Source organism: Paraburkholderia dioscoreae, assembly GCF_902459535.1.
In the GTDB taxonomy this organism is placed as follows: domain Bacteria; phylum Pseudomonadota; class Gammaproteobacteria; order Burkholderiales; family Burkholderiaceae; genus Paraburkholderia; species Paraburkholderia dioscoreae.
This window is the reverse complement of the sequence record NZ_LR699557.1, coordinates 30,902-44,299: the sequence shown is the minus strand read 5'-3', so window position 1 is coordinate 44,299 and position 13,398 is coordinate 30,902. Positions and strand designations below refer to the sequence as shown.

At 60.6% G+C, this 13,398-nt stretch carries 17 protein-coding genes; 15 read left to right on the top strand and 2 right to left on the bottom strand.

Annotation, left to right across the window (positions count from 1 at the left end; translation table 11 throughout):
- The first annotated feature begins 10 nt into the window (after positions 1–10).
- From PDMSB3_RS37490 to PDMSB3_RS37460, 7 genes are all read left to right on the top strand, one after another.
- Positions 11–229 (top strand): PRTRC system protein C, encoded by a 219-nt coding sequence (locus PDMSB3_RS37490; RefSeq protein ID WP_128584721.1) that lies wholly within the window; start codon positions 11–13, stop codon positions 227–229.
- Between the two features lie 96 nt (positions 230–325).
- On the top strand, positions 326–1,471 hold the full coding sequence (locus PDMSB3_RS37485; protein WP_165190373.1) for a PRTRC system protein F: 1,146 nt from the start codon (positions 326–328) through the stop codon (positions 1,469–1,471).
- Positions 1,472–1,481: 10 nt separating this feature from the next.
- Positions 1,482–2,210, top strand: coding sequence for a PRTRC system protein B (locus PDMSB3_RS37480; protein ID WP_165190371.1), 729 nt, complete (start codon positions 1,482–1,484; stop codon positions 2,208–2,210).
- Positions 2,207–2,851 (top strand): PRTRC system protein A, encoded by a 645-nt coding sequence (locus PDMSB3_RS37475; RefSeq protein ID WP_165190369.1) that lies wholly within the window; start codon positions 2,207–2,209, stop codon positions 2,849–2,851. Before PDMSB3_RS37480 ends, PDMSB3_RS37475 begins: the two co-directional genes overlap by 4 nt.
- On the top strand, positions 2,848–3,660 hold the full coding sequence (locus tag PDMSB3_RS37470; RefSeq protein WP_165190367.1) for a PRTRC system ThiF family protein: 813 nt from the start codon (positions 2,848–2,850) through the stop codon (positions 3,658–3,660). Before PDMSB3_RS37475 ends, PDMSB3_RS37470 begins: the two co-directional genes overlap by 4 nt.
- 91 nt (positions 3,661–3,751) lie before the next feature.
- Positions 3,752–4,222: a hypothetical protein gene (locus tag PDMSB3_RS37465; protein WP_165190365.1), complete on the top strand. Its 471-nt coding sequence runs from the start codon at positions 3,752–3,754 to the stop codon at positions 4,220–4,222.
- A gap of 104 nt (positions 4,223–4,326) precedes the next feature.
- On the top strand, positions 4,327–5,415 hold the full coding sequence (locus tag PDMSB3_RS37460; protein WP_165190363.1) for a hypothetical protein: 1,089 nt from the start codon (positions 4,327–4,329) through the stop codon (positions 5,413–5,415).
- 42 nt (positions 5,416–5,457) lie between these two features.
- Here PDMSB3_RS37460 and PDMSB3_RS37455 read toward each other — a convergent pair whose 3' ends face one another.
- Together PDMSB3_RS37455 and PDMSB3_RS37450 are read right to left on the bottom strand one after the other, a co-directional pair.
- Positions 5,458–5,853, bottom strand: coding sequence for a hypothetical protein (locus PDMSB3_RS37455; protein WP_165190361.1), 396 nt, complete (start codon positions 5,851–5,853; stop codon positions 5,458–5,460).
- Positions 5,854–5,917: 64 nt separating this feature from the next.
- Positions 5,918–6,139: a hypothetical protein gene (locus PDMSB3_RS37450; protein WP_165190359.1), complete on the bottom strand. Its 222-nt coding sequence runs from the start codon at positions 6,137–6,139 to the stop codon at positions 5,918–5,920.
- 853 nt (positions 6,140–6,992) lie between these two features.
- Between PDMSB3_RS37450 and ltrA the strand changes: the two genes are divergently transcribed.
- The 8 genes from ltrA (at position 6,993) to PDMSB3_RS37410 (ending at position 13,154) form a co-directional block, all read left to right on the top strand.
- Positions 6,993–8,363, top strand: coding sequence for a group II intron reverse transcriptase/maturase (ltrA, locus tag PDMSB3_RS37445; protein WP_165190357.1), 1,371 nt, complete (start codon positions 6,993–6,995; stop codon positions 8,361–8,363).
- Between the two features lie 145 nt (positions 8,364–8,508).
- Complete coding sequence (locus tag PDMSB3_RS37440) at positions 8,509–8,658, top strand: hypothetical protein (RefSeq protein WP_165190355.1); 150 nt, start codon at positions 8,509–8,511, stop codon at positions 8,656–8,658.
- Positions 8,659–8,938: 280 nt separating this feature from the next.
- Entirely contained in the window at positions 8,939–9,223 is a 285-nt protein-coding gene (locus PDMSB3_RS37435) for a hypothetical protein (protein WP_165190353.1), read from the top strand.
- 377 nt (positions 9,224–9,600) lie between these two features.
- Entirely contained in the window at positions 9,601–10,062 is a 462-nt protein-coding gene (locus PDMSB3_RS37430) for an outer membrane lipoprotein (RefSeq protein ID WP_165190351.1), read from the top strand.
- A gap of 82 nt (positions 10,063–10,144) precedes the next feature.
- Positions 10,145–10,537 carry a hypothetical protein gene (locus PDMSB3_RS37425; protein WP_197740332.1) on the top strand — a complete coding sequence of 131 codons (393 nt, stop codon included), beginning with the start codon at positions 10,145–10,147 and terminating at the stop codon, positions 10,535–10,537.
- Complete coding sequence (locus tag PDMSB3_RS37420) at positions 10,534–10,986, top strand: hypothetical protein (protein WP_165190349.1); 453 nt, start codon at positions 10,534–10,536, stop codon at positions 10,984–10,986. The genes PDMSB3_RS37425 and PDMSB3_RS37420 overlap by 4 nt, the downstream gene beginning before the upstream one ends.
- Positions 10,987–11,271: 285 nt before the next feature.
- Positions 11,272–11,715 (top strand): hypothetical protein, encoded by a 444-nt coding sequence (locus PDMSB3_RS37415; protein WP_232064490.1) that lies wholly within the window; start codon positions 11,272–11,274, stop codon positions 11,713–11,715.
- Between the two features lie 104 nt (positions 11,716–11,819).
- Positions 11,820–13,154, top strand: coding sequence for a hypothetical protein (locus tag PDMSB3_RS37410; protein WP_165190347.1), 1,335 nt, complete (start codon positions 11,820–11,822; stop codon positions 13,152–13,154).
- Positions 13,155–13,398 lie beyond the last annotated feature (244 nt).

Genomic DNA, 13,398 nt, shown 5'->3' with positions numbered 1-13,398 from the left:
AGGCAGGGTCATGTCGATTTCGATCACCGCGCTCGTTCGCCAGTTCTCGTACAACGGTGTTGCCTTTGCCGATCCCGGCCCGGCGTTTTCGCCCGAGGACGTTCGCGATCTCTACTCGGCGCAGTATCCCGAGCTGACGACTGCGTCCGTCGATGGGCCCGAATTCGCGGGCGATGTCGCAACCTACAAGTTTGTCCGCGCGGCAGGCGCCAAGGGTTCGTATGCGTAAGCAGACGCTTCTCAAGGCTCTAGCCGACCCGGCCAACGGGTTCAACCAGGAACCGCCCGGAAGGGCGGTTTTTTTATATGACGACGAGGTTCGCCAATGCTGTTCGATCCTTCATTCACTGATCGACCGGTCGATGCGGGCGCCGGTGCGTCCTGGCAACCGCCAGTCGCTGCCGTTGCCCGACATCGATCTGCCGATTGTGTTCTGACGCTGCCGGATGTTGCTGAAGACGTTCCTGTGCGCGCATCGCTGAAATGGCGCGAGGACACGTCGGTTGATGCGGTCGTGCTTGAGCAGTTCAGGCACGGGCCGCTTCTCGCGGCTGACGTAGAGGCACCTGTCAGTCCGGTCGACGCGTTCCAGCAGGCTTTCTTTGCGTGGGCGCGTCGGCAACTGCCAGCGCCGCTTCGTCACATGTCGTTCGGACTGGATCTGTGTGACACCAACGCGGTGACCGATGCCATTCAGCATCAGTACGACCACGATGAGTTCAAGCCACGCACGCCATTGCATCTCGGCGTGAAGTGCTCCGACGAATGGGTGCACCAGGTCGGCGATCTTGCCGAACCGCTCCGACGCGCTCATCCACTGCTGCTGCACACGATCTTCGAAACGGTCGATCGCGTGTCCGGCAAGACAGTGTTGATTCGTACGCCCGGCTGGTTCCTTTGCGAGGCGTCATGCATGCACTGGGAGGGCGACGAAAGCGCGACCGATGAGGACGTGCGTGAGTGGCTGCAGGAGATGAATGGCGACGACTCCGACGTTATTGATCGGTATCTCCCGTCCGTACTTCGGCCGCTACTCTGTCCTGACGAAATCCGCGCTCCCGCAAAAGTCGAGGGACGCCGCTCACGGTCTCCAACGCTTTCGGATAACGAGTTGCGGGAGTTGCGCAAGGCGTCTCCTGCGATGGTGGCAAGGGTGTGCGTGGAACTGCTCGCCCTGAAGCACCTGTTACGCAAGGCAGGCAAGTCCGGGTGCCTTTCTGATGGCTATGACGCGCAACCGATCTATTCGGGCTGCACGCTGCTCCTCGCGCACAACGAGCGAACAGGCGAATTGCTTGACGACCACATGGAGAACGCATTCCAGGCGGGCGAAGCGACCGAGTACAGCCGCTTCATCACTTTTTCCAACACACGACAGGGCATCCGCGAGCAGTACACGCGATGGAGCCTTGGCTTGCGCATGCTTCATCACCTCGATCGCCTTCTGGCGCTGGTGGTGGATCCTAACTAGGAGTTTTCCAATGAAAAATGTTTCGATTGGCCAGACGGGTCACGACGTTGCGTTGTCGTCAGCCCTGCTGCTTTATACCGCTCAGAATGGTTCGCACTATGCAACGGTGCATCCTGTCGCTGCGGAACGCGAAACCGGGCGCCCGATTATCGGTGCCGGTCGGCCGCTCGATCGGAAGGCCCTGATCGATGCACTGATGCAGCTGGATCGCAATGCCGCGCCCAAAGCCGATTTTCTCCCCGCGACTGTGCTTGGGGTGACGTCGGCGGCAGTGACGTGGTGGTGCCCGCCGGCTCCGCGACGCGTGTTTTTCAAGTGTGAGGAGCTGGGTGAGCGCAGTGCGATCGTGCCTCATCCGGGACTGGTCTTTCAGGCCAGCACCAATGGCTTCAGTGTCTTCGCGCTGAAAGGCGACAGCAGACCTGAACCATCCACACCGCTTTTTGAGCCTCCGTACTTCAACACGTGGGACAGGGGCAAGATTTGCATCGGTTCGGCCAACGTCCCGCGTCGCATTGAGGTCGCGGCGATCGCTGGATGGGAAGAGGGCTTTTTTACTTCGGCCTTCACGCACCCCAACCACGGCAGCAAGCGTGTCGAGTACAAGAACGGCTTCTACGCGTTCTGGAAAGACATGCTGGACGGCGGCTTCGAGGCATTCCCACTCGGTGTGCTGGTGCCGATGAAAGGCGCGACGGCGGGCAAGCTCGTCGCCGGACAGATTGGAGGTCAGGAATGAATCCAGTCGATCAGGTGCTTCAAGGCTCTTTCCCGTCCGTTATGGTGCCAACGCGCGAACCGGTTGTCCCGATGTCCGCACCGGGCGAACGGCTGCTGATTGCGTCCAATGGTGTGTTTATCGAAATCGACCGCCCGTGGATAAGGCTGGTGAGGCGTCTAGGCTCGTTCAGCTGGCGCACGCCCGTGCCCTACGGCAAGGCGGCCGATGCGACAGAAGTCCGCTGCGGCGCGGTGCCGGCGGAACTGGTTGCCGGATTCGCCCGCATGGCTCGTGCAGCTTTGCCCAACGAGGTAGGGGCGTGGATAACCTGGAACGCGTCGACTGGCGCTTTCCGGCTGCTTCCGCTCCCTTCGTTGTCGCACAGGCCGGTGCACCTTCAATACGAACGTCCGGAGCTGCAGGCCGGCGAATGGCTGGTGGTTGACTGTCATTCGCATGGCCGCGGCAGGGCGTACTTCTCGCCGACCGACGATCGCGACGATCAGCACGATGTAAAGCTGGCGCTGGTGCTCGGTCACTGCCATCAGGTGCCGTCCGTCGCGCTGCGGTTGTGCGTGAAGGGGCGCTTCGAAGTCCAGAGCGCTGTACCTGAGCGCTGGAAGGCAGCGTTGGCTACGTTGGCTGCGGAGGTCGTATGACGCTTCTACATACGACTCCGCAGCACATGCTGAGTGGGCCCTGGAAGGTGGTGGTTGTGGGCGCTGGCGGTACTGGCAGTGCCTTGCTTCCTTCGCTTGCGCGGCTGCATCACGCAATGATCGAACTCGGGCACCCGGGCGGGATCGAATGCGTGGTCTATGACGACGACACGGTCAGCGAGTTCAACGTTGGCAGACAGGGCTTTTATCCCAACGACGTCGGCCAGTACAAGGCGACGTTGCTGGTCAATCGCCTGAACCTGCTGATGGGCACGAACTGGACGGCCGAGCCGCGACGCGTCGATTCGAAGCTGAATCTGTACGCGGACATGGTGATTGGTTGCGTCGATTCGCGGCGTGCGCGTCACGCGATTGCGCAGGCGGCCAAGCGCGGCAAGGTTCGCTATTACCTCGACTGCGGCAACGAGACGGATCGTGGTCAGGTGATTCTCGGTGAATTCGGCAAGGCACGGCATGACAGGTTGCCCCATGTGGGCGACCTGTTTCCCGACCTGCTGAATCCGAAGAATGACAAGGGCGACGATGCGCCGTCCTGCTCGATGGCCGATGCACTGCGCAAGCAGTCGCTGGTCATCAATCAGGCGATCTCTGTGCAGGCGTTCAATCTGTTGTGGTCACTGTTTCGCAACGGTGGCCTCAACTTCTCGGGCGTATTCGTGAACCTCGCAACGGGGCGAACGAACCCGATTCCCATCGACCCGGCGGCATGGGCGCGCTTTGGCTATGATGCGCCAAAACCGCCTGTGAAAAAGACCAGAAAGCCTGCGAAAGGCAAGGTCTCTGTCTGAGTCGCACCTGTTTAAGGAGCGGCTCTATACCTCTCTGATGTCCCGCTTCGGCGGGGCATCGAATTCCCTATCTCAAACTGGAGGAGTCTCAATGACCCCACAAAAACCGTCGACCCCGGTCGGCAAGATGTTCATTCGTTGGGCCCAGTCCGCGGCGGCTGGAGCCGCTGTTTCGTATGCGGCCAATCACTACGGTGTCGTGCCGGTGCTCCAGTCGGTCGCACGGGCCGTTCTCTGTCACGAAGCGCTGGTCGGTCCCGAAGTCGGGAAGCGGCTGCTCATGGTGCTCGCCGTCGCTGCGTTGCTGTTCGCAGCGTCGCTTGCGACTGAGAAACGCCGCAATGCGTTCCTCGATGCCGTAGCTTCGCGTGGGCGGCGCCTTGCAGACTGGCTGCTGGCTGGTGTTGCGGTGAAGGTCTGTTTCGTTTGCGGCGCGCTGGCGGGTTTCGGCGGTCTAGGCTGGCTCGCTGGCCTGCTGACACTCGTGATGTACGGCGTCGTTCTGCTGTGCGTCAGGCATCTGGTCATGACTGCCCTGATGCCTCGGATATCCCGGTCGTAGTCAGACCATTTTCTTGCCGCTCTTCGTAGCGGCTTTTTCCTTTTTCCCTCAGCGGGTCGCAGCCCGTTGGGGGCTGCTCCGCATCTACATATCGGAGCTTCAGAATGGGTGCAACTGTACTGACTGGCAAGAAGGCGGGGGCCTTTCAAACGACAGATGGCGAATGGATGTTCGCGCTGTTCGAGCGGACATACGAGAAGAACTGCTATCCCCACATCGACCACTGGTCAGCGATTGCCTTCGGGCGATATGCCGACGTGATGCGAAGGGTGTTCAGACACGCCTCGTCGTGCGAAGGCGGCATGCTGCAAAGCCGTGCTGGCTACATCAAGCCAGAGAACTACATAGGCACCTGGCGATCGTTGCTAACGAAGCCCTTCCGGCTTCCTGAGCAGAAGATCCGACTGGAGGTTTCGAAGTCCTTCCGGGCGGCGATTCCAGAAGCGTCGATCGAGGACGTTCGCAGCAGCCTGAGCGCTGCGGGGTTTGCTGAACGCGTGGACGAGGTGGTTGGAGGGCAGGCGGAACTCTCGCTGCACGGCGACGCTTCGCTGCTGGAAACCATTTATGGCGAAAGCGGAGCGCTCAGCGCGTGGCGAGTGCTGAGCGAGCACGACTGCTCAAGTGTGCCCGTCGCCGGGGACCTCAAGCTGCCGTCTCGCGATTCGTCGGCGATGGATCGGATGCCGGCGGTCCGATGCTACAAGATCGACGATGAGAACCGGCTTTTGTCATTCGACGAGCAACCGTGGGATAACGGTGGCTGGCAGTATTCGGCGATTGGTAGCTTCATCACTGACGTTGCCTATCCGATAGAGATGGAGGCGCCCGGTTTTGCGAAGGGTGCGATTCCGGCGTATCGGCAGCTGCTGACGAACGCTGGCCCGTTGCCTGGCGAGACGGTGATTAACGTCACACGGCAGCCCGAAGGCGTAGAGGATTATTGCGCGCGGGTCGCCGATGAACTCGCCGGCTATCTTGGCCGTGCAGACGGCGAGGGACGTGCGCCTGAGCGGTTCAGCTTCCGGTTTGGCGATGTGCCTGCCGAGCCGCGCGGCTCAGCGATGTACAAGCTGTGCAACCTGCGCAGCCAGCAGGTGACCTGGACTTTGCCGCAAGACGCAGCGTCTACGCAGCCGGTCCAGGAGGTGCCATACACTGATCTCGCCCAGATGATTCTTGAACTGGGTTAATTGCTGACGACAAGCGCCGCTCCGAAAGGGGCGGCGTTCTTTTTACCAGTAGCGCCGACGGCGACGCGCATAGATGGCGGCCGCGAGCAGTCCAACGAGAAGCCCTTCGACGCCCCATTTCACCCAGTCACTGTTGATGAGCGGATCACCCATTGGCCGGAAGAAGTCTTCCGTGTCGCGACCTCCGCTAGCGATGCTGTCGAGCACCGGCCAGGTTGACGGCCATGCGATGACGAAGAAGCCGGCGAGGAGGGGCAGGGCGAAGTCGTCCAGAAACCGCCAAGCAGCGAAAAGAATGACCGCCGAGAACAGGATCGGGACCGTCGCTGTGCACACGGATGAGAAGCTGGCTCCGAGAGTCCGCGAGATCCAGAACAGGCCGCCAATGATGGCCAAAACAAACAGGACGAGGAGTGAAGAGGTAGCGTCGTTGCGCATGGGAAGGTGCCTTTGCAGTTGGTTGGGGATAAATAGGAAAGCGGCGAATACCGCCGCATGGTGCTCAGAACACAAAAGCCTTCTGAGCCGGCGTTTCGGGCTCGCTTTGCGTAGCACCCGCGGTCGCTCGAGCGGCGAGCAACGAGTCGTAGCGAGCGGCGACAACGGCATCGCCATCGAGAAGCGCGTTCACTTCTGCGGTGCTGGCGATGGTTCGGTGGACACGGGTGGCCGGACTGGTGAGGCGCTCGAGGAGCGACGAGAGGTCGATGATCTGAAGGGACATGGCGCGAAGCGGAAGTAATCGTGTTGATTCATCTTCGCAGTTGCAGCGCAAAGTCAAGGCATCGCCGCAGACGATCGCGGTGATAGCGAATCGGCCCCTAATGAGGCGTCTTTTCGGAGGATTGGCGCTCGGGCACGTCGATACAATGAAGTCTCTCTCTTGTTCGTAACGACCACCCTCGGAAAGACGAACTCTTCAGGCCAGCCCTTACCGGCTGGCCTTTTTTTTCGCCCGTTGTGGGACGCGGCTAGGGAGAGACGGGTGGAAATCTGGAGCATTGCGGGCGTGGCCGGTGCCCTGTGCCGATAAACTGGCTTCATTCCCTGCGCTACTGCGCATCGACCTCCAGACGTTCCTTTCCAGGTCCGTCCAATTTTTCTCTCCAGCCATTCACTCGGTGAATGGATTATCGAAAGGCTGACGTTCGCGTCAGCCTTTTCCTTTGTGCGCCGAGCATGCGCAACAGCTTGGGGGTGCAAGTCCCCTGTCCAGCCTGATGGGGCGAAGGACTAGCGAAACGCAAGGGCGTCGTCGCGAGGCGGGGTCTGAAGGAAGCGTGTAGCAAAGCCACGACTTGACGAACAGAAACCAGATATGAGGCCTACCCGGCCGGACGAGCGAGCAAATGATCGCGAAGTCCGCAACCATCAAGGGCTGGGGTGGTAAATCTGGCAGGTGTGTGGTGAAGGCGGTTGTGCTTACCTCGGGAGGCCTGCGCGGTGTCCTGGAATCAGGACTGAACGGACCGCAAGGGACGTTGATCGCCGTGCAGGAGTCAGCAGCGGGCATATTAGGGCGGCGACGCCTGAAGGCCCAAACGGAAAGGAGCGGCGAGTAAGCCGGAGAACTCGACATGGGAGCGCAGCAGAAAACGCATCGCGTCCTCGACAGCGGAGGCAGGGGTGAAGCCCCAAGGGCTGCTGACCGAGGGGCTGAACCTATGGCGGCGAACCCCGAGTCTGAAAGCCCGTCGGCGTGTGACCGACTGATGGAAGAAGTCTGCGAAAGGGAGAACCTGAAGCGGGCGTTGAAGCGCGTGAAAGCGAACAAGGGAGCATCGGGCGTGGACGGCGTGACGGTCCAGGCACTACCGGCGCTTCTGCGGGAGCAGTGGCCGTCGATACGGGACACGCTGCTGAACGGCACATACAAGCCTCAACCTGTGAGATGTGTCGAGATACCCAAGCCGGATGGAGGTGGCGTGCGCAAGCTCGGCATCCCTTGTGCGCTTGATCGATTCGTCCAGCAGGCGGTCTTGCAGGTGTTGCAAAGGCAGTGGGACCCGACGTTCTCGGAAGCCAGCTACGGTTTCCGTCCGGGACGCTCGGCGCATCAGGCAGTGGCGAAGGCGCAAGGCTACATCCAGTCGGGGTATCGATGGGTGGTAGATCTGGATCTCGAGAAATTCTTCGATCGCGTGAGCCACGACATCCTGATGAGTCGGGTGGCAAAACGGGTCAGCGACAGACGTGTCCTGAAGCTGATCCGTTCCTTCTTGACGGCGGGCGTGATGGAACACGGGCTGGTTGGGGCAACGGACGAAGGGACGCCGCAGGGTGGTCCCCTGTCACCGTTGTTATCCAATCTGATGCTCGACGATCTTGACCGGGAGCTCGGGCGACGCGGGCTGCGCTTCGTGAGGTACGCCGATGACTGTAACGTCTACGTACGCAGCGAACGCGCCGGTCAGCGGGTGATGGTGGGGGTGAAGGCCTTCCTCACCGGCAAGCTGAAGTTGAAGGTCAATGAGGCGAAGAGCGCCGTCGCACGACCACACACGCGGAAGTTTCTCGGGTTCTCGTTCACCCCGCAGGCACGGGCTAAGCGGCGTATCGCGCCGAAGGCTCTGGCCCGCTTCAAGGAACGCATCCGGGAACTGACCCAACGCACGCGCGGGAACAGCGTCGACCGGATGATCGGTACGCTGAAGCGATATCTGACGGGCTGGCGTGGCTACTTTGGTTTCTGTGAAACGCCCAGCGTGCTCAAGCAACTGGATGAATGGATTCGACGCCGCCTGCGCTGTTTCTTCTGGAAGCAGTGGAAGCGTGGCCGGACCCGATTCCGGGAGCTAGTCGCGCGGGGCGTGAGCCGGAACCTTGCCGCACAAACGGCCGGTTCGCCGCACGGTGTCTGGCACCTCAGCAATAGCCCGGCACTGAACAAGGCGCTGTCGAATCGTTACTTCCGTTCGCTGGGTCTTCCGTCGGTCGGCCCGGTATAGCCGATCAACCGATCCGAACCGCCGTGTACGGACCCGTACGCACGGTGGTGTGGGAGGGGTCGGGCCGCGAGGCCTGCCCCTATCCCGATTTTCCCGATGGGAGCCCCCCATCAGGGTAGCTCCCGAATTTTTTCAGGAGTTGTCCATGTCCTCTACGCTCAAACATGCTTTCAGCAGCCTCGCCTGGTACACCCGGCAGGACGCTGAAGCCTGGAAGATGCTCACGTTTCTGGTTGGCGTCGTAGCTCTTGCTACCGCCATTGCATCGGTTAGCAACGTGCCGTTTTCGTTGTAATCCGCCATCACTTTGTTCATTCGCTGCGCTGCTGCGCATCGACCTACGGACGATCCTCCAAAGGACCGACCGTCCATTTTTTCTCTCCAGCCATTCACTCGTTGAATGGATCACTGAAAGGCTGGCGTTCGCGTCGGCCTTTTCCTTTTTCCCGATGGGCTGTCCCATCGTTTGTTGCACGCTGTAGCTACAAGGCGGACCTTCTGGTCCGTCACATTCCATGTACCCATCCGGGAGCCTCCTCCCAATGGGACTGGCTCCCCTTCGAAGGAGCCACACCATGTCGCAGCAAATTATCGTTTCCGAAGAACTCGCAGGTGTTCTGGCAGTTTCGGCCGATCCGCATAGAGTTCAGGAAAAGTGGGGCTTTCGCGAGAAACAGCGTGTTTTCGCTCAGGCCGTCTCGAAGCTGCCGATCCGTCAATTCAGTGGGACGATTCTGTCCCTCTGGAGCGATGGAACGGCCACGGTCAAATTCGACCACGACTTCGCTTTCGATGCTGAGCGCGAGCTCGTCAAGAGCGGTCGCGTGGATCTGCACTACCTCACGCGCCTTGCTTCGTAAGTATCTCGCTCGTGGCCGAAGCCGATATCGGCATCAGGCGCTAGCCGCGTAACGCAACTATTTTTTTTAACCCTGTGGGGAACGTCCCCACAGGGCGTTTCTCGTCATTTTTTCAACGAGGAACGTCATGTCCGCTGTTCGAAATCTTCGTATCCGCACCGAAGCGGTAACCCTTTCGGTTCGACCCTGCTCGCCCCGAGTCGGCAGCACCCATACCTACGTTTTGAACGGCACGCTCATGCGCGACGTTCTTGTGAACGGAAAGTGGGTAACTGTCCACACGGGCGAGCCGCGCGTTCGTCTCGCACACTAAATTCCTTCCCCGTCAGGGCAACCTCCCTGGCGGGTGGTCGCCCCTTTCTTTCGTTGAGGCAACCATGTTCAAACTTCTGATCAGCATCGCCCTGCTTTCGCTTCTCACCGCTTGCGCCAGTGCGGATTTCGGCTCGCCGAATACGTATCAGCGATACGACGTCCAGCACCTCGGACAGATGGAACAGGCAACCATCATCCGGGTCCGTCAGGTCACCATCGAGTCGAGTTCGGATTCCTCCGGCCTGACTTCGATCGTGAGCTCTGCGGCGAGCGCGTTTCTCGGCTCCCAGATCATCGGGAACGGGCGCGGTCGTTACATCTCGGGTGCGCTCTCAGGTGCTGCTGCAGGATTCATTTCGCAGCATGTCAGCGCTGCGATGTCGCGTCACAGCGGCGTCGAAGTCTTTCTGCGTCGAGCCAACGGGCAAACCGTTGTGGTGACGCAGGTGGACGACCAGCAGTTCGCACCCGGCGAACACGTTTATCTGGTTTCCAGCGGGTCCGGTTACCGGATTACCCACTGATCGTCTGCGCGCTCTGACCGGCGCGCTTCCCTTGCGGGGCAACTCCCCGCAAGGGAGTCGCCTCGTCTATTCGAGGTTCATCATGAAATTTCCCAAGCTTTTCTACGCGGATCGCCGGGCCGCTGGCGCCGGCGCAACCGCTGCTCTCCAGCAGCAGGCCACGCGCGTGCTTCGTCGCGTGGCGCAAGACCTGCGTCTGCGTTCCCACGAAATCGTTGTCGAACCGTCGCGCCGGAATCTTCCGGGGCGTGTTTCGTTGCGCACTGAGACGCTGTTTGTCGACGTGCTGGACCGGCCTTGCCAAAAGCCGGTTGCACTGAGCTTTCGCACGCGCCGCGGCCGTTCGGACCTTACCGGTGGCGGTGAAAACTACGTGCCGCTCGATCAGATCGAGACGACGCGTGGCTATCAGTCGTTCCTCGACGGGCTTCGCTTGGCGGGTGGTATCGACACCACTTCCGGAGGTCGGCGATGAAACTCGCAAAGGTGAAAGTCGAGTACTCGTGCGGCACGACGATTACGGACAGGGTGACGCTTGACCCGGAAACGGGACAGGTACATCTCCCTCCACGTTTGCAGACGTTATTGCAAGCGATGGACGCGACTGAATGTTCCCCGTCGTTCGTGTTGGAACACGACGGTGCCACTTTGTCGGTTTCGGAAGATTCGAGCGGACTGCGGAAGATCGGCAAGCCCAGCGGGCGTAAGTCGGGCTTCGAGCAGCTGTTGAACCCAACGAAGGACCAGCGACAGCAAAACGCTCGCTTCCTTCATACGCTGTCGGCCGCATCTGTGGGCGGTCTGGTGGGCTATGTCCATGCGGCGTCCAAGCTGGACTTCACGACGGGTGCAGGCACGGCGATTCTGGCCGTTATTGCGATACTATTGTGGTATGTTGGTTTCATCGGAATGAAAGGAGAATGAAATGGTTGCAAACATCATTACTCTCGTTGTGGGCGTGTCCATTGCAGCGTTCTTTCTCTGGACGAACAACAACGGCATCAAGCGCGACCATGAGCGCGCCTGGGGCAAACGTGATTGACGACATGGCCTGAGGCCGCGTCAAAACAGATATAGCCGCACCTTCTGGTGCGGTTTTTTTTCGTCTTCTTCAACCATTTAACGCGCCTTCGGGCGCGTTTTCTTTTTCCGAGATAAAAAATGAACCATGCATTTGTAAAGCCCGTGGGATATCAGCAGCCGGTTGCCTTGGCGACCGGCAACGGAGCCGTTGCGGGCGCGATCGCCGGCGCACGTGCTGATGCGTTGCCGTGCGGTGACCGTCTGGACGTCGAAGGCAAGACTGTCGGAGAGGTCTGCTCGATGCTCTGCAAGGTATTGCGCAGCACAGAGCTTGAGCCGGAATGGCTCGTAACCGCAAACATGCTGGACGATGCCGACGAAGCGACAAACGGCGCGCGCATGGACAGGGTGTGGCCTGCGGACAGCGTCTGGAACCGCGTGGCTGTCTCCGTTGCCATTGGCAGATCCGAAGGCTGGATCGTTCATGTCGACTGGATTTCCCGTACCGAAATACCGGATGCGGTGGGCCGAGGCTATGCGGTGATGCCGCTGTTGCGCGCGAAGGTGTTTGTCCCCGATCAGGCCTGGCAACTGGCCCGTTTCATTGCCCGTTCGATCGACGTCGCGTAACCCGTTTTTTTCAGCGTCGTAAGACGCATTTGTCAATTCATCCCTCTGCGGGCACTCGGCCCCGACAGGGAACGATTGCCCGCTTCGTTTTTTCCGGAGCAATCGTGTATCAACTCTCCTTCGCTGGTCTTACTCTCCCTTTCGCCACTCTGCTCGAAGTACTGGCAGTCTTCCGAACCGATGCTCGCCTCCTTGCACTCGAGTCTTCGGACATCGTTCTGAAGCATAGCGGCCAGGCCGTTCAGGTCCTGCGTCACAATGGCACGCTCACGGTGCGGCGCCCGGGCACCGCCCGAGACGTTTTTCTCTCGTTGGTCGACGAAATCGACGGCGCGTACTTCCGACCGAACGGCGTTCTGCAGGCTGCATGGCAAATCCGGCGTTCGCACTGGAAGCTGCTCTACGACGCGTTCGACCTCACGTCCACGCCCAGACTGATCTTTTCGTCCGAGCAGATCGAGGCCGCGGCCAATAGCCGGGGTCGCCTCGACCTCCATGAACTTTTGCAACAGGAATGCGAGCGGCGATTCGGTTTTCGCTATGCGGGGCCCGAGTACGGGCGCACGCGGGATCGAAACGGGCGGCACGAAGTCCACGTCGCTTACGCGCTCGCGGAAGGCTGGGCTGTGCCCGAGGCGGTGCTGGAGGAGTATCGCCAGCTGCCGGACCGGTTCACGACTGACATGAGCTGGGGCAGGGTGCTGGTCGACGTGCCGGAATTGCGTGGGGCGATGTCGCCGCACAAGGTTCGCGTGCTCGTGAGTGTAATGCGTCATGAAAAGGGCGGAATCAGTTCGGCGAATGCCGCGCTGCTCGCGATGGTCATGCGGCTGGCGCCGAACTCCCCGACGTTTGAGGAGGTCGACGATCTGCTGTTCCATCACGGTCTCGTTCAGGCGTACAACCTGCCTGACCGGTATGCGACGCCCCAGCCGCTCGGAACGCCTGTCTCAAAGTTGGCTGAGGTGTACCGGCAGAACATGGCGGACAAGCGGCGCGACACATCAATCGCCCGCCTGAAAAAGGAGCGTGCGGCCGGGCGGATGTCTCAACGTACGGTCGATCAGCAGACGCAGATTGCACTTCTCGAGCATGGGCGGGAAACGTTCATGCTGGGCAATGAGATGTCGAACGCGATCGACAGCGGCGATGTGCATTACCTGCTGCAGATCATGGACTGCCCTGACGATCGCAATCGCGTCGCCAAGCAGACGGTGCGTGAAGTGTTCGGTATCAAGCTGCTCGGTGTGCGCGCTGCTACCCGTCGGCGCGCCATCTTTGCCTTGGCAGGCTATGACGAAGCCTGTCAGGCAGAGTGGGAATCGGCGGGCTCACCGCAGGCCCGCCAACGTGTCATCGAGCTCCATCAGGCGACGCGTGCGGCCGCCAGCGTGCATCCGGCGGTGTTCGCCCGGACGCAGGTGGCTCACCACGCCTGATCTGCTCGAATCAGTCCTTTCCGACAACCCGGCCTCGCGCCGGGTTTTTTTTTTCGTCCTGCCCGCGACGCTTAGGGCGTAAGCCCATATGAAAACGCGACCATTCGGGCATTGCACGCGCGCTTCGCTCCCTACACTGGGTGTCATCTCCTGCGTCATTGACGCATCGACCTCGCCGACACGTCGGCATTTTTCTCCTCGCCCCACAGGGACCACGTCCCCAAGGGCGTAGTCCTTTCGGGGC

Bases quoted from the DNA above. Each gene is read 5' to 3' on its own strand.
- PDMSB3_RS37470 (WP_165190367.1), top strand. From the start codon at position 2,848: ATGACGCTTCTACATACGACTCCGCAGCACATGCTGAGTGGGCCCTGG.
- PDMSB3_RS37490 (WP_128584721.1), top strand. From the start codon at position 11: ATGTCGATTTCGATCACCGCGCTCGTTCGCCAGTTCTCGTACAACGGT.
- PDMSB3_RS37475 (WP_165190369.1), top strand. From the start codon at position 2,207: ATGAATCCAGTCGATCAGGTGCTTCAAGGCTCTTTCCCGTCCGTTATG.
- PDMSB3_RS37420 (WP_165190349.1), top strand. From the start codon at position 10,534: ATGAAACTCGCAAAGGTGAAAGTCGAGTACTCGTGCGGCACGACGATT.
- PDMSB3_RS37425 (WP_197740332.1), top strand. From the start codon at position 10,145: ATGAAATTTCCCAAGCTTTTCTACGCGGATCGCCGGGCCGCTGGCGCC.
- PDMSB3_RS37480 (WP_165190371.1), top strand. From the start codon at position 1,482: ATGAAAAATGTTTCGATTGGCCAGACGGGTCACGACGTTGCGTTGTCG.
- PDMSB3_RS37485 (WP_165190373.1), top strand. From the start codon at position 326: ATGCTGTTCGATCCTTCATTCACTGATCGACCGGTCGATGCGGGCGCC.
- ltrA (WP_165190357.1), top strand. From the start codon at position 6,993: ATGGGAGCGCAGCAGAAAACGCATCGCGTCCTCGACAGCGGAGGCAGG.
- PDMSB3_RS37435 (WP_165190353.1), top strand. From the start codon at position 8,939: ATGTCGCAGCAAATTATCGTTTCCGAAGAACTCGCAGGTGTTCTGGCA.
- PDMSB3_RS37455 (WP_165190361.1), bottom strand. From the start codon at position 5,853: ATGCGCAACGACGCTACCTCTTCACTCCTCGTCCTGTTTGTTTTGGCC.
- PDMSB3_RS37450 (WP_165190359.1), bottom strand. From the start codon at position 6,139: ATGTCCCTTCAGATCATCGACCTCTCGTCGCTCCTCGAGCGCCTCACC.
- PDMSB3_RS37465 (WP_165190365.1), top strand. From the start codon at position 3,752: ATGACCCCACAAAAACCGTCGACCCCGGTCGGCAAGATGTTCATTCGT.
- PDMSB3_RS37430 (WP_165190351.1), top strand. From the start codon at position 9,601: ATGTTCAAACTTCTGATCAGCATCGCCCTGCTTTCGCTTCTCACCGCT.
- PDMSB3_RS37460 (WP_165190363.1), top strand. From the start codon at position 4,327: ATGGGTGCAACTGTACTGACTGGCAAGAAGGCGGGGGCCTTTCAAACG.
- PDMSB3_RS37440 (WP_165190355.1), top strand. From the start codon at position 8,509: ATGTCCTCTACGCTCAAACATGCTTTCAGCAGCCTCGCCTGGTACACC.